The sequence below is a fragment of the Micromonospora sp. II genome (genome assembly GCF_001709195.1).
Classification (GTDB): Bacteria; Actinomycetota; Actinomycetes; order Mycobacteriales; family Micromonosporaceae; genus Micromonospora; species Micromonospora chalcea.
Genome location: NZ_LYXF01000057.1, coordinates 229,115 through 244,200, shown reverse-complemented (window position 1 = coordinate 244,200; position 15,086 = coordinate 229,115). Strand labels below are relative to the sequence as shown.

At 72.7% G+C, this 15,086-nt stretch carries 11 protein-coding genes; 6 read left to right on the top strand and 5 right to left on the bottom strand.

The window, feature by feature from the left end:
* Nucleotides 1–75 precede the first annotated feature (75 nt).
* From bioB to A8711_RS24385, 3 genes are read left to right on the top strand one after another with little or no spacing between them, the layout of a single operon-like run.
* Complete coding sequence (gene bioB / locus A8711_RS24395) at nt 76–1,071, top strand: biotin synthase BioB (RefSeq protein ID WP_069089408.1); 996 nt, start codon at nt 76–78, stop codon at nt 1,069–1,071.
* Between the two features lie 7 nt (nt 1,072–1,078).
* The gene (locus A8711_RS24390) at nt 1,079–1,294 is read left to right on the top strand and encodes a hypothetical protein (RefSeq protein ID WP_069089407.1); all 216 of its coding nucleotides are present in this window, start codon (nt 1,079–1,081) and stop codon (nt 1,292–1,294) included.
* Between the two features lie 3 nt (nt 1,295–1,297).
* Nucleotides 1,298–1,804: a GNAT family N-acetyltransferase gene (locus A8711_RS24385; RefSeq protein WP_043325589.1), complete on the top strand. Its 507-nt coding sequence runs from the start codon at nt 1,298–1,300 to the stop codon at nt 1,802–1,804.
* 68 nt (nt 1,805–1,872) lie between these two features.
* On the opposite strand, the gene A8711_RS24380 is transcribed toward A8711_RS24385, so the two are convergent.
* Nucleotides 1,873–4,326, bottom strand: a complete 2,454-nt coding sequence (locus tag A8711_RS24380; protein ID WP_069089406.1) for a non-reducing end alpha-L-arabinofuranosidase family hydrolase — start codon at nt 4,324–4,326, stop codon at nt 1,873–1,875.
* Between the two features lie 209 nt (nt 4,327–4,535).
* Nucleotides 4,536–7,415: a glycoside hydrolase family 9 protein gene (locus A8711_RS24375; RefSeq protein ID WP_069089405.1), complete on the bottom strand. Its 2,880-nt coding sequence runs from the start codon at nt 7,413–7,415 to the stop codon at nt 4,536–4,538.
* A gap of 428 nt (nt 7,416–7,843) precedes the next feature.
* Between A8711_RS24375 and A8711_RS24370 the strand changes: the two genes are divergently transcribed.
* Nucleotides 7,844–9,409 (top strand): aldehyde dehydrogenase family protein, encoded by a 1,566-nt coding sequence (locus A8711_RS24370; protein ID WP_043325594.1) that lies wholly within the window; start codon nt 7,844–7,846, stop codon nt 9,407–9,409.
* 177 nt (nt 9,410–9,586) lie between these two features.
* Here the strand turns inward: A8711_RS24370 and A8711_RS24365 are convergent, their stop codons facing one another.
* Together A8711_RS24365 and A8711_RS24360 are read right to left on the bottom strand one after the other, a co-directional pair.
* Nucleotides 9,587–10,726: a GNAT family N-acetyltransferase gene (locus A8711_RS24365; protein ID WP_233607854.1), complete on the bottom strand. Its 1,140-nt coding sequence runs from the start codon at nt 10,724–10,726 to the stop codon at nt 9,587–9,589.
* An 80-nt stretch (nt 10,727–10,806) separates the two neighbouring features.
* Nucleotides 10,807–11,511, bottom strand: coding sequence for an amino acid-binding protein (locus A8711_RS24360; RefSeq protein ID WP_069089404.1), 705 nt, complete (start codon nt 11,509–11,511; stop codon nt 10,807–10,809).
* Nucleotides 11,512–11,662: 151 nt separating this feature from the next.
* Between A8711_RS24360 and A8711_RS24355 the strand changes: the two genes are divergently transcribed.
* Nucleotides 11,663–12,733, top strand: coding sequence for a phosphotransferase family protein (locus tag A8711_RS24355; RefSeq protein WP_069089403.1), 1,071 nt, complete (start codon nt 11,663–11,665; stop codon nt 12,731–12,733).
* Nucleotides 12,734–13,945, top strand: coding sequence for an acyl-CoA dehydrogenase family protein (locus A8711_RS24350; protein WP_069089402.1), 1,212 nt, complete (start codon nt 12,734–12,736; stop codon nt 13,943–13,945).
* 20 nt (nt 13,946–13,965) lie between these two features.
* On the opposite strand, the gene A8711_RS24345 is transcribed toward A8711_RS24350, so the two are convergent.
* Complete coding sequence (locus tag A8711_RS24345) at nt 13,966–15,012, bottom strand: LacI family DNA-binding transcriptional regulator (protein ID WP_043325601.1); 1,047 nt, start codon at nt 15,010–15,012, stop codon at nt 13,966–13,968.
* Between the last annotated feature and the right edge of the window lie 74 nt (nt 15,013–15,086).

Here is a 15,086-nt window from a genome sequence, read left to right as displayed (position 1 = left end):
GTGGCGCGGTCCCGGCTCGCCGGGGCTGCTGGCGGCGGTTTCCCGGCCCCTCGGTGGCCTGTTAGGTTACGAGCCATGCCAGAGATCCTCGACCAGGCCCGGGAGCGGGTGCTGGGCAACGGTGTCGGCCTCGACGAGGCCGGTGTCCTCGCGGTGCTGAACCTTCCCGACGAACACCTGCCCGCCGCCCTCCAGCTCGCGCACGAGGTCCGGATGCGCTGGTGCGGTCCGGAGGTCGAGGTCGAGGGCATCGTCTCGCTGAAGACCGGCGGCTGCCCGGAGGACTGCCACTTCTGCTCGCAGTCCGGCCTGTTCACCTCGCCGGTCCGGTCGGTCTGGCTGGACATCCCGGCGCTGGTCGAGGCCGCGAAGCAGACCGCCGCGACCGGGGCGACCGAGTTCTGCATCGTGGCCGCCGTGCGCGGTCCGGACGCCCGGCTGATGAAGCAGATGCGTGAGGGCGTCGCGGCCATCCGCGCCGCTGTCGACATCCAGGTCGCCGCGTCGCTCGGCATGCTCACCCAGGAGCAGGTCGACGAGCTGGTCGAGATGGGCGTGCACCGCTACAACCACAACCTGGAGACCTGCCGCTCCTACTTCCCGAACGTGGTCACCACGCACTCGTGGGAGGAACGCTGGGAGACGCTGCGGATGGTCCGCGAGTCGGGCATGGAGGTCTGCTGCGGCGGCATCCTCGGCCTCGGCGAGACGGTCCAGCAGCGGGCCGAGTTCGCCGCGCAGCTCGCCGAGCTGGACCCGCACGAGGTGCCGCTGAACTTCCTCAACCCGCGGCCGGGCACGCCGCTCGGTGACCGTCCGGTGGTGGAGGGCAAGGACGCGCTGCGCGCCATCGCCGCGTTCCGGCTGGCCATGCCGCGCACCATCCTGCGGTACGCGGGCGGCCGCGAGCTGACCCTCGGTGACCTGGGCACCCGCGACGGTCTGCTGGGCGGCATCAACGCGGTGATCGTCGGCAACTACCTGACCACGCTGGGTCGCCCGGCCAACGCCGACCTGAAGCTGCTGGAAGACCTGAAGATGCCGGTGAAGGCGCTCTCGGCGACCCTGTGAGGCAGCGGTGACCGATCTTTCCCCCGCCCCGGCCGCGCCCGCGGCGCTGTGGTGCGACAGGTGCGGCGAGTCGGTGGCGGCCGGGCCGCATCCGGCGTGCGAGGCGGCCCGGGCGTGGGAGCCGCCGCGCTGGTGCGCGTCCTGCCGGCGGCGGATGAAGGTGCAGGTCGTACCGGCCGGCTGGTCGGCGGTCTGCGTCGAGCACGGCGAGCGGCGGGGCTGAGGCGTGCTGCGGGGGCGGGCGGTGACGCTGCGGCCAGTGACCGACGCCGACGTGCCCGCGCTGGCCGCGATCCGGGCCACCCCTGAGGTGCGCCGCTGGTGGCGCGGCGGGGACGATCTGGCCGAGTCGGTCCGGGCCGACCTGGCCGACGACGCGGTGACGATCTACGCGGTCGAGCACGACGGCCGGCTGGTCGGGGCGATCCAGTGGTACGCCGAGACCGACCCGGACTACCGCCACGCCAGCCTGGATGTCTTCCTCGACCCGGCGGTACGCGGCTCCGGGCTGGGCGGCGACGCGATCCGCACGCTGGTCCGGCACCTGATCGACGAGTACGGCCACCACCGGTTCACCATCGACCCGGCGGCGGCGAACACGGCGGCGATCCGCGCGTACGCGAAGGTGGGGTTCCGTCCGGTGGGCATCATGCGCCGCTACGAGCGCGGGGCGGACGGGCGCTGGCACGACGCGCTGCTGATGGATCTGCTGGCCGAGGACCTGGCCGGCTGAGCTGACGGACGGGCGTGCCCGGCACCACGCGGGTGCCGGGCACGCTCTCCGGTAACTGTGTGACGGTGTCAGCGCTGGAGGGTCAGCACACCCGGCCGCCACGGCAGCAGGTTGTAGTCGCCGCCCGCACTGGGGTTCTTGCCCTGGTACAGGAACTGCAGGTTGCAGGGGTCGATGGTCTTGGTCTGGTCGGGGTTGTTGCGGACCAGGTCACCGTGGCTGATGTCGTTGGTCCAGGTCGCGCCGCTGTTGGCCTTGCCGGCGAACGGGTTGCTCTCGGTGGCGGCCTGCGGGGTCCACGAGCCGCTCAGGCTGTTGGACGTGAACGACCGGAAGTAGCGTCCCTGGCTTCCGATCGCCTCGACGATCATCAGGTACTGGTTCTGGCCCGCCACCTTGTAGACCTCGACGCCCTCGAACAGGTTGTTCGTCGAGTCCGACATGATCGTCGTGTAGCTCGAGCCGAAGCTGCCCGGGAAGTTCCCGAGCGGCATGCTCGACCGGTAGATCTTGCCGTTGTCCCCGGCGAAGAACAGGTACATGTTCTGGTCGTCACCGATCAGGGTCTGGTCGATGACGCCGTACGGGGCGTCCGGCAGGGTGGCGGTGGACAGCGTCTGCGCCGAGGACCAGCCGTTGGCGTTGGTCGGGTCGCTCGACGTCTTGTAGCTGAACGAGGTCGGTCCCCACTGGTACGCCAGCACCCAGATGTTCTTCGGCGCGAAGTACAGCAGCGTGGGCGCCACGGTGCCCTGGCTCATCCCGTTCTGGCCGGCCGAGGCCATGTCGGACCAGTTGGTGAACGGGGTGAAGTTCATCGAGCTGTACTGGCCGCTGCTGTTGACGTACGACCCGTAGACCAGGTGCTTGCCGTTGTGGACGACGTTTGTGAAGTCCTTGAGCGAGACCCAGCCGTTCTGCGGGTTCGCCAGCGCGCCGGTCGACGACCACCGGTAGGTCGACGGGAGCGAGCAGCCGCCCGGCGGGGGCGTCGTGGTTGGCGGCGGCGTGGTCGGGGACGGCGAGGTGCCGCCACCGAAGTCGGTCCGCCACTGCTGGTTGGTCTGTCCGTGGCAGTCGTACAACTGGACCTGCTGGCCGTTGCCGGTGCCCCAGACGTCCAGGCAGCGACCGGACTGCACGCCGCTGATGGTGCCGTTGGAGTTGATGTTCCACTGCTGGTTGGACTGGCCGTTGCAGTCCCAGATGATGATTCCGGTGCCGTTGGCGGTGGCCGCGCCGTTCGCGTCGAGGCACTTGGTGCCGTAGACCATCAGCTGCTTGCTGGAGGTGTACGTCCACTGCTGGTTCGACTGACCGTTGCAGTCGTAGAGCTGCACCCGGGTGCCGTTCGTCTGGGTGGCGTTCGGCACGTCGATGCACCGGCCCGACTGCACGCCGACGATCCGGCCGGCGCCGCCGCTCGGCGGCGGTGCCGTGGTCGGGGTCGTGGTCGGGGTCGTGGTCGGCCCGGAGGTCGGGGCGGCCGCGTTGAGCGCGTTGAGGACCGAGTTGTACGCGGCCTTCTTGTTGCCTCCGCCGTCGAACAGCAGCGGGCTCTCGTTCGAGCGCCACGAGTCGCTGTCCCGCACGCCCCACACCGTGATGCCGATGCAGCGCGGCACGTTGATGCACGCCTGCGTCAGACCGGCGTACTGGCTGGTCGAGGAGTTGGTGACGTCGACCTCGGTCAGCGCCACGTCCACACCCAGCGCGGCGAAGTTCTGCAGCGTGGTCTGGAAGTTGCCCGGCAACGAGCTACCACCGGTGAAGTGGGTCTGCAGACCCACGCAGTCGATCGGCACACCCCGGGACTTGAAGTCCCGGATCATGTTGTACACACCCTGCGTCTTGCCGTACGACCAGTTCTCGATGTTGTAGTCGTTGTAGCACAGCTTCGTCGACGGATCGGCCGCCCGCGCGGTGCGGAACGCCACCTCGATCCAGTCGTTGCCGGTGCCCTGCAGGTTGGAGCTGCGGCGGCTGCCGTCCTCGTTGAACGCCTCGTTCACCACGTCCCACGCGGCCAGCTTGCCCCGGTAGTGGGCCATCACGCCGTTGATGTGGTCGATCATCGCCTGACGCAGGTTGCTGCCGTTCAGGCTCTGCATCCAGCCCGGCTGCTGCGCGTGCCACGCCAGCGTGTGGCCCCGGACCTTCAGGCCCCGCTGGGTCGCCCAGTTGTAGATCTGGTCGCCCGAGTTGAAGTTGAACTGACCGCGCTGGGGCTGCGTCGCGTCCGGCTTCATCTCGTTCTCGGCGGTGATCATGTTGAACTCACGCGCCGCGATCGTGCTGTACGTCGAGTCGCCGAGCCGGCCCGCCGCGATGGCGGTGCCGAAGTAGCGGCCCGACTGCGCGGCGGCCGCGCCGAGCGTGCTCGCGGCGGCGTTCGCCGCCGGCATCATCACCGCGACGGCGGCCACCGTCACGGCGCTGACCGCGCCGGCGAGCAGCGCTCGGACGGCTGGTGATCGCCGTCGCCGACTCCCGCCGCGATGAGCGGATGGGCTCATTGCCATCTTGGCCTCCTTACTGGCCAACACCCAGGCCGTCGGGGCGGGACGACTGGACGTTTCGGTTGGGGTATCTAGCTTCGTCGATGCTTCCACCACGCATCGGTGGGGACAATGGTGTTTCGGAAAAGTTTCGGAACGTTTTTGGCCGCGCGGGGCCGGGTGCGGCGTGGCCGGTCACACGGGGTGCGGTACCGGCCACGCCACGTCGACGGTCAGGAGACCGTGCAGGCGGTCCCGTTGAGCGTGAAGGTCGCCGGCCTCGGGTTCGAGCCGGTGTGGGTGCCGTTGAAACCGAAGCTCGTCGACGCCCCGGGCGCCAGCGTCCCGTTGTACGACAGGTTCGTCGCGGTCACCGCCGTGCCCGTCTGGGTCACGTTCGCCGACCAGGCCTGCCCGACCTTCTGCCCGGTGTTGCCGAACGTGAACGCCAGCGTCCAGCCGTTGATCGCCGTGGTGCCGGTGTTGGCGACGGTGATGTTCGCGGTGAACCCGGTGTCCCAGGAGTTCGCCGTCCAGGTCACCGCGCAGGTGCCGCCGGCCGGCGGCGCGGTGGTGGTCACCGTGACGCCGGGCGAGGCGGGTGAGACGTTTCCGGCCGCGTCCACCGCCACCACCGTGAAGGTGTACGTGGTGGAGGCGGTCAGCCCGGTCACCGCCAGCGTGGTGCCGGTGGCGGTGCCGACCAGGACGTTCCCGCCCCGGTAGACGCGGTACCCGGTGACGCCCACCGCGTCGGTGGACGGACCCCAGGTCAGCGTCAGTCCGGTCGGGCCGATCGCGGAGGCGGTGGGAGTGCCCGGCGCGGTCGGCGGGGTGGTGTCGGGCGCCGGGCCGGCCGGCGTGGTGACGCTGACCGCAGCCGACGACGCGGATCGGTTGCCGGCGCCGTCGAGCGCCCGCACGGTGAACTGGTACGTCCGCTCGGGTGCCAACCCGGTCACGGTGAGGGTGGTGCCGGTCGAGGCGGTGACGACCGGGTCGGCGCCGGCCGAGGTACGGGTCACCTCGTACCCGGCCAGCCCGCTGCCACCGGTGTCGGTGGACGCGGCCCAGGTCAGCGTGAGCCCGCTCGACGTGATGGCGGACGCGACAGGGGTGCCGGGCACCGAGGGCGCGGTGGTGTCCGGGATGACCGGGCCGGGCTCCTCGCCCCAGACCCGTACGCCGCCGGAGTAGAGCGGCACCTTGCGGTTGGGCCCGGCGGTGGCCTGGTACGACGGGTCGTTGGTCGGGTCCCAGGTGCCGCCCTCCGGCACGCCGATCTTGAACTGCACCTCCATCCGGTGCTGGGACTGCCCGGCGGGCGCGATGGTGTAGCCGGTGCAGTCGACCTCGACGTACCAGATGTCGCCGGAGAACTGCTTCGCCGTCGACGGCGACGGGCAGCCCTGGGTGTAGCCGGGGGTGACGGTGACCGGTCCGGTGCCGTCGGGCCGGAAGAAGTACCGGAACTTACCGGTGGTCAGCGCCCGGGCCGGGAACGCCGACTTGTTGTAGATGATCGCCTTCAGTCCGGTGGCGCGCGGCTCGGCCTGCATGACTGTGGTCTCCACGGTCATCTCGTCCATGTCGGGCGTCTCGGCGGACGGGAACCCGGCGCGCGGGCTGCCGCCGTACTCGTTGGCGAGCCGGGCCAGCGCGGAGGTGAAGCCGGCGTTGTAGTCGGTGGCCACCTCGTTCATCACGTAGTCCGACCGGCTGTCGGTGTACGCGTCGTTTGCCGATGACGGGCCGCCGACCAGCGCGCCGTAGAGCACGTGCCGGGTCTCGGTGGGCACGGTCTGGCTGTCCCACCAGGAGCCGTGCGCGGTGCGGTGGTGCGGGTTGCGCGGCGAGTTCGTGCCGAAGCCGATCTGGTAGCTGGAGTTGCGCGGGTTGTCGCCGAGCGCGTAGTTGATCTGCCGGACGGCGAAGTCGTGGTAGCGCGCCTTGCGCGTGGTGTCGGTGGTCTTGTCGCTGTAGACCAGCGCGGCGAACGCGGTGTTCGAGGCGTACCGCAGCGCGCCCCAGGAGTCGAGCACCGCCATCCCGCCGGGCGAGTACGGCACCCGCTGCCCGTTGACGCCCACCGTCCAGTAGTCCAGCCACCGGTTGGCGTCGTCGGCGTACTTCTGCTTGCCGGTCAGGTTGGCCAGCAGCACGTACGCGCCGAACTGCTTGTTGTCCCAGGCGATGGTCCACTTGTAGGAGCGGGTGGTGGACTGCGGCTCGGTGCCGAGCTTGTCGTACTCGCTCTCGGCCTTGGCCAGGTAGGTGGCGTCGCCGGTGGCCCGGTACAGCCAGATCGCGCCCCAGACCAGCTCGTCCTGGTAACCGCTCCACGACTTGTAGAAGCTCGTCGCGTCGGTGATGCACTCGTGGTAGCTCTTCCGCACCGTGTCGGCGAACGTGTAGAGCTGCTTGGCGTGGCCGAGCAGCTTGTCCGCGTAGGCCGCGTCGGTGGGGCGGAACACCATGGACGAGGCGGCCATCGCGGCCGCCGTCTCCCCCGCCAGGTCCGCGCCGCCGCAGCTCGCGTCGATCTTGTACGCGGGCCGCGCCATCGGCATCACCTCGGCCGAGCCCCACCACTTGTGGTCGTCGTCGCCCTTGCCGACCTGTCCGTACAGGACGTTCGGCGCGGGGTGCGCCTTGACGAAGTAGTCGTTGACGAAGCGCAGGTTGTTCAGCAGGTGGGTGAGCTGCCCGGAGGCGACGTAGCCGTCGCGGTACTCGACCGCGCCCCAGGCCAGCATGGTGGCGCTGAACGCCATCGGGAAGCCGAACTTCACGTGGTCACCGGCGTCGTACCAGCCGCCGGTGAGGTCGACGCCGACGTCGGCGCCGTCGGTGAGCGCCGAGTCGCCGCGCCAGGAGACGCGGTTCCACGAGGGCTTGGGGCCGGACTGCTGCGCCTCGTAGAAGAACAGCGACTTCTGCAACGCCTCGGCGTAGTTGAACGTGGCCGCGGCCTGCGCGGCGGGTACCTCGACGGCCGACGCGGGCGGCGCAGCGGCGACGGCCGTGGCCAGGCCGACGGCCAGCGCGGCGCCGGCGGCGAGCAACCGGCGCAGCCGCGACCGGCCTCCGGGCGGCGGTATCGGACGGGGCATGGCGAGCTCCTGTGGCTGGCGCCGCGCGGCAGCCGGAGCGGGGACGGCACTCGGGGCTCCGGCTGCCGCGAGGCAGTGGTGGTGGGGTGACCGCAGGAGCCTCGGGAGCGCTCCCATGGATAAGCGACAATGTAATGCGCGGGCAACATGTTGGGAAGGCCGCCGTCGGCGGGGCCCGCTCGGCGTACCGACGGGTAACAAACGGGAGCTGAATCACACCATCGATACAGCTCGATATCGAGCCGACTCGTTCCCAGCTCAGCGGCATCGCGGTGACGACGAACGCGCCGCGGACGACCCCGTCCAGGCCGCCGCCGTCCTGGCATACGAGCGTACGGTTGCCCGCCCGCTCGGCACCGCGCGACAGTACGCCTCACCTGCGGTGCCATCGACGCCGCCGCTCCCCGGACGACACTGAGGAGATCGCGATGGCTCTACGACTCGCCGAGGGCACCTCCTGGTCCGACACGCTCGCCCGGGCGGTGGCCGCCACCCCCGAGGCCTTCGACACCACCTCCGACGGCGTGCCCACGCTCCACAATCTCGTCCAGGGGCAGTGGCGCGCGCTCGGCACACCGGCGCCGGTCCGTACCCCTGTCGACAACACCGTCCTCATCCACCTGGCCCGGCTCGACGCCGAGGCCGCGCGCGGCGCGGTCGCCCACGCCGCGGCGGCGCACCGGGAGTGGGCGCAGACCCCCCTGGCCGAGCGCGTCGCCCGCGTCACCGACGCGCTGGACGCGCTCACCGGGCACCGCGACCTGCTCGCCCTGCTGCTGGTCTGGGAGATCGGCAAGCCGTGGCGGCTGGCCTGCGCCGACGTGGACCGGGCGCTGGACGGCGTGCGCTGGTACGTGGACGAGATCGAGCGGATGCTCGCCGACGGCCGGGAGCCGCTGCCCGGCCCGGTCAGCAACATCGCCTCCTGGAACTACCCGATGAGCGTGCTGGTGCACGCCGAGCTGGTGCAGTTGCTGGCCGGCAACGCGGTGATCGCCAAGACGCCGTCCCAGGGCGGCGCGGTCTGCCTCACCGTCGCCCACGCGCTGATGCGCCGCGCCGGACTGCCCGCCACCCTGCTGTCCGGCAGCGGCGAGGAACTGTCCGAGGTGCTCGTCCGCGCGCCGGAGATCGGCGCGGTGGCCTTCGTCGGCGGGCGCTCCAACGGCGGCAAGGTCGCCGCCGCGCTGCTCGACTGCGACAAGCGGCACTTCATCGAGCAGGAGGGCCTCAACGCCTGGGGCATCTGGAACTTCTCCCAGTGGGACTCGCTCGCCGCGCACCTGCGCAAGGGCTTCGAGTACGGCAAGCAGCGCTGCACCGCGTACCCCCGGTTCGTGGTCCAGCGCGACCTCGTCGACGAGTTCCTCGACATGTACCTGCCCGTGGTCCGCTCGATCCGCTTCGGCCACCCGCTCGCGGTCGACGAGACGTGGCGGGCCGGCGACCCGCTGCCGGAGCTGGACTTCGGTCCGCTGATCAGCGCCGCCAAGGCCGAGGAGCTGCGCCGCAAGGTCGAGGAGGCGGTACGCGGCGGCGCCGTACCGCTGCACCGGGGCAAGCTCGACGGCGCACCGTTCCTCGACGGGCAGGACACGTCCGCGTACGTCGCGCCCGCCGTGCTGCTGGCCCCGCCCGGCCGGTCCCGGCTGATGCACGCCGAGCCGTTCGGCCCGGTGGACACCATCGTGGTGGTGGACACCACCGACGAGCTGCTGGCCGCGATGAACGCCTCCAACGGCGCGCTCGTGGCGTCGCTGGCCTGCGACGACGAGGAGCTGGCCGGCAAGCTGGCGGTGGACCTGCAGGCGTTCAAGGTGGGCATCAACAAGCCCCGTTCCCGGGGCGACCGGGACGAGCCGTTCGGCGGCCGGGGCGCCTCCTGGAAGGGCGCGTTCGTCGGCGGCGACCTGCTGGTGCAGGCGGTGACGGTGGGCGGAGACGGCCGGCTCTACGGCAACTTCCCCGACTACAGCAGCTACCCCGCCACCTGATCCCCGCGAACACGGACGGGGCCCCCGCATCGGGGGCCCCGCCGTGTCACCGTCCCCCGCATCGGAGGTCGGTCCGGGTGGCGCGCGAACGCGCCGGTTGCGGCCCTCCGGCCGGACCCCTCGGGCGTGCCGCGCCGTTGCGGCTCACCTCCGTGGTCCGGTCGGACGGCCGTCAGCTCATCCCGGCCGCTGCGCCGGCACGACCGCGCCGGCACGCGCGCCGCTACCGGCCACCGCCGGTGCGCCGGTCACCGCGTCACCGCCGGACGCCGGCTCGCCCGTCGACGGCGCGGGAACCAGCGGAAGCGTCGCGGTCAGCACCGCGCCGTCGCGTTCCAACGCCACCGGCCGGTCCAGGCGGCGCAGCGTCCGCAGCATCGGGGTGTTCTCGGCCTGCACGTGCAGCAGCACCGCGGCGTAACCGGCCCGGTCGGCGTGGCCGAGCAGGCGGCGCAGCAGCGCCGAGCCCAGGCCCCGGCGCTGCCAGTCGTCGCGCACCAGCAGCGCCGCCTCGGCCTCGTCGCCCTCACCGAGCAGGTTCGCCATCGCCACGACCGGCTCCGCCGCCCCGCCGGAGCCCGCCGTCGCGAGCAGGGTCACGCCCCGGACCGGCTCCAGCAGCCGGCGCAGCCGCGCCGGCGCCGGGTCGGCCGCCCCGCTCAGGTAACGCCGCTGCCGGCTGCGCGGCGAGCAGGCCGCGTGCAGCTCGCGTACGCCGGGCACGTCCTCGGCCGTCGCCGCGCGCACCGACACCTCCCCGCCGTCGGGCAGCACCAGCGTGACCCGTTCGGTGTCCCGGCGGGCCAGCATCGCCGCCAGCTCGACCACTGCCTGCGCCCGGGCGTACTCGGCCGGGGTGAAGCTCGGCTCCCGGCGGCACAGCTCGTACGCCCCGCCGGCCGGGTCCGCGAGCGCCATGGTCGTGCCGCCCACCCCGCCCGGCGCGGTGGCCGGCGTCGGACGCCAGGTCACGGTGTCGGCGCCGAGCAGCGTGCGCAGCGCCGCGCCGGTCGCCTCCGGGTCACGGGCCAGCCGTCCGGCGAGCCCGAGCACCCGGGTCGGCTCGTCGGCCAGCCCGCGCGCCTCGCTGCGCGCGACCCAGCAGTCCCGGCCCCGGCCGCGCTCCACGGCGGCCCGCAGCTCCGCCTCGGTGACCTGCTCGGGCGCGTCGACCAGGAAGTCGTCGACCGCGCCGGCCTCGGTGGTGTGCACCTGCACGCTGAGGATGTTGACCCCGCGCAACGCGAGGCTCGCCGTGAGCACCGACAGGTAACCCGGCCGGTCGTCCACGGTGGCTCGGATCCGCCACAGCGCCATGGTTGTCTCCCTTCCTCGGCACCGACCATGCCGTGCCCCTGTTGCGGGCCCGTTGCCCCGGGGTGACGCGGCCCGTCCGGTCAGGTGACGGTGGTCACGGGTGGCGTGCCGACCAGGTCCAGCCGGTCGCCGAGGATCACCGCGCCGGCGCGGACGATCTGGGCGAGCCGGTCCACCTCGGTGGAGTGGAACCCGGCCGCGGCCAGTGGCTCGCTGTGGTCGCGGGCGACCACCAGCACCAGGCCGGCCCGGCCGAACGGCGCGACCGCGTAGTGGTGCCCCTCCGGGCTGGTCATGGCCCGCGCCCGCAGCGGGGTCACCTCCGGCAGCCGGGGCGGCGCCGGGGCCCGCCAGCTCGCGTGCCCGATCGCGGCGACGCCCGCCTCGCCGCTGCGCGAGGCCCAGTCCAGGGGTACGACGGCGGCCACCGCCCAGTCGGCGGCGAGCAGCCCGGGTGCCGCGTCGACGAGCGTGGCCACCCCGTCGGCCGGGTTGGCGGCCACCTGGGCGAGCAGTTCCGCGTCCTGCCCGGTGGTGGTGGGCGCGCCGATCGCCCGCCACACGCCGTCCACCCGCACGCCGGGGATCGCGGCCAGCCCGGCGAGCATCCGCTCCACCCGCGCCGCGCCCGGCCACACCACAGTGAAGTCGTCCACCGCCCGGCCGCCGAGCCGTTCCAGGACCACCACCTGCACGATGTCGGCGCCGGAGACGCCGAGTGTCCGGGCCACCTGGCCGAGCGTGCCCGGACGGTCCGGCAGGGTCACCCGAACTCTCAGCAGCATGTCTGATCCCCTCCGCTCGGCGGGCCGGCCGAGCGGCCGACAGGCTGGGGCCCAGCCTGCCGGTTGACCATTTCGCCCCTGTTGCAGCGGCATGTCCCGCCGGGAAAACCCCGACCTTGACAACAAAGCTGAGCTGCCATCAACTAATCGGATGACCGATCCGGCCGCCGCTGCCCGGCTCTCGGCCGGCTCGGCACCCCGCGGGCTCGACCTCGACCGGCTCGCCACCTACCTGGCCGCGCACCGGCCGGACCTGACCGGCCCCCTGTCGGCGCGGCTGATCGCCGGCGGCAAGTCCAACCTCACCTACCTGCTGCGCGCCGGTGACCGCGAGGTGGTGCTGCGCCGGCCACCGCTGGGGCACGTGCTGGCCACCGCGCACGACATGGCCCGGGAGCACCGGGTGATCTCGGCGCTCGCGCCGACCGGCGTACCGGTGCCGGAGGCGCTGGCGCTCTGCGCCGACGAGAGCGTCATCGGCGCGCCGTTCTACCTGATGGCGAAGGTCGACGGCGAGGTCTACCGGCGGCGCGAGCAGACCGACGCGCTGACGCCGGCGCAGCGGCGCGACCTCGCCATGGCGATGATGGACACGCTCGCCACGCTGCACCGGGTCGAGCCGGCCGAGGTCGGGCTGGCCGACTTCGGCCGTCCGGAGGGCTACCTGGCCCGGCAGGTACGCCGCTGGGCCGGCCAGCTCGACCGGTCCCGCAGCCGGCCGCTGCCCGGCATCGACGAGCTGCGCGACGCGCTGGCCGCCAGCGTGCCCGAGGGCGCGAACGCGGGCCGGATCGTGCACGGCGACTACCGGCTGGACAATCTGCTCGCCACCGTCGACCCGCCGGCGGTGCGGGCGGTGCTCGACTGGGAGATGGCCACGCTCGGCGACCCGCTGGCCGACCTCGGGCTGCTGCTGACGTACTGGGACGTGCTCGGCGACAGCGACCACGGCGAGGGCAACCCGGTGGCCGACGGCATCGGGCCGCGCGCCGGGTTCCCCACCGGGGCCGAGCTGATCGAGCGGTACGCCGGGCGCAGCGACGTCGACGTCGGCCCGCTGCACTGGCACGTGGCGCTCGGCTGTTTCAAGCTCGCGGTGATCTGCGAGGGCATCCACTACCGGCACACGCTCGGCCAGACCCTGGGCGAGGGCTTCGACCGGATCGGCGACATGGTGGCGCCGCTCGTGGCACACGGGCTGCACGCGGTGAGGGAGAGCTAGATGGAGTTCGCGTACGACGACCGGACGGTCGAGCTGCGGCAGCGGCTGGAGGCGTTCCTCACCGAGTGCGTGTACCCGGCCGAGCCGGTGCACCACGCGCAGGTGCTCGCGGCCGGCGACCCGTGGGCCCGCCCGCCGGTGATGGCGGAGCTGAAGGCGCAGGCGCGCGAGCGCGGGCTGTGGAACCTGTTCCTGCCCGACGCCCGCTACGGCGCCGGCCTGACCAACCTGCAGTACGCGCCCCTGGCCGAGCTGACCGGCCGCAGCCCGCACCTGGCCCCGGAGGCGCTCAACTGCGCCGCGCCGGACACCGGCAACATGGAGCTGCTCGCCGAGTTCGGCTCGGAGGAGCAGCGCAAGCAGTGGCTCATGCCGCTGCTCGCCGGGGAGATCCGGTCCGCGTTCTGCATGACCGAGCCGGAGGTGGCCTCCTCCGACGCGACGAACATCGGCACCCGGATCACCCGCGACGGCGACCACTACGTGATCAACGGCCGCAAGTGGTGGTCGTCCGGGGCGATGGACCCGCGCTGCGAGATCTTCATCGTGATGGGCAAGACCGACCCGGACGCCGACCGGCACCGCCAGCAGAGCATGATCCTGGTGCCCCGGGACACCCCCGGCGTGACGGTACGCCGCGGGATGCGCGTCTTCGGCTACAGCGACGCCCCGCACGGCGGGCACGCCGAGATCGACTTCTCCGACGTACGGGTGCCGGCGGAGAACCTCGTCGGCGAGGAGGGCACCGGGTTCGCCATCGCCCAGGCCCGGCTCGGCCCCGGCCGGATCCACCACTGCATGCGCCTGATCGGCATGGCCGAGCGGGCCCTGGAGCTGCTCTGCCGGCGCGTGCTCGACCGGGTCGCGTTCGGCCGCCCGCTCGCCGAACAGGGCGTGGTACGCGAGTGGATCGCCGAGTCGCGGGTCCGGATCGAGCAGGCCCGCCTGCTGGTGCTCAAGACCGCGTGGCTGATGGACACCGTCGGCAACAAGGGCGCGCACACCGAGATCCAGGCCATCAAGATCGCCACGCCGCTGATGGCCGAGTGGGTGATCGACAAGGCGATCCAGGCGCACGGCGGAGCCGGGGTCAGCCAGGACACCCCACTGGCCGAGCTGTGGGCGGCGGCCCGCACGCTGCGCCTGGCCGACGGCCCCGACGAGGTGCACCGCGCCTCGCTGGCCCGCCGGGAGCTGCGCCGCTATTCCTGACCGGCTCCCGCCGGGCGTGGTCAGGCGGAGGCGCGGTGGATCAGCTCGGTGTCCAGCAGCACGTGCGGCGAGGGAACCTCCTCGCCGCGGATGCGGGAGACCAGCAGCCGGGCCATCTGCCGGCCCATCTCCTCCACCGGCTGGAACACGGTGGTCAGCGGCGGCTCGGCCTGACGCGCGATCGGGGCGTCGTCGAAGCCGATCACCGCGACGTCCTCGGGCACCCGGCGGCCCGCCTCGCGCAGCGCGCGCAACGCGCCGAACGCCATCAGGTCGGAGGCGACGAACACGGCGTCCAGTTCCGGGCAGACGTCCAGCAGCCGGCGCATCGCGGCGGTGCCGCTGCCCTCGCTGAAGTCCCCGTACGCGATCAGGCCCGGGTCGATCCGGCCGCCGGACGCCCGGACGGCCTCCTGGTAGCCGGAGAGCCGGGCCAGGCCGGCGCCCATGTCCTGCGGGCCGGCGATGGTGGCGACCCGCCGGCGGCCCTGGCGGAACAGGTGCTCCACCGCCTGCCGCGCGCCGCCGACGTTGTCCATGTCGACGAACCACGCCGGCTGGGCGTTCGGGTGCAGCATCCGCGCCGGGCGGCCGCCGAGCACAGTCGGCAGGCCGCGCTCCTCCAGCAGCGTGGGCAGCGGGTCGGCGTCGTGCAGCGAGAGCAGGAGCACGCCGTCGACGTGCTGGTTGGTCAGGTGGTGCTCGACCCGTTCCCGCTCGATCGGCGACTGCACCATGGCCAGCCAGAGCTGCATCGGCGTCTCGACCAGCCCGGAGCTGACGCCCCGCACGATGGCCGCGAAGAACGGCTCGGTGAAGACCCGCTCCCCCGACTCGGAGACGACCAGGGCCACCGAGTCGGTCCGCTGGGTGACCAGCGCACGGGCGGCGCGGTTCGGCACGTACCCCAGCTCGGCGATGGCCTGCTGGACGGCGGCCCGGGCCTCCGGGCTGACCTGCGGCGAGCCGTTGACCACGCGGGAGACAGTGCCGCGCCCGACGCCGGCGCGGGCCGCGACCGCGTCGAGGGTCGGACGCCCGAGCGAGCGGGTGCGCTGCGTTGTCATCGTCTGTTGCTCCTCCGACGGTCGGGCGGGCCCGGCACCGATTGAGGCGTCGGCGCCGGGCCGCCCGTTACTGG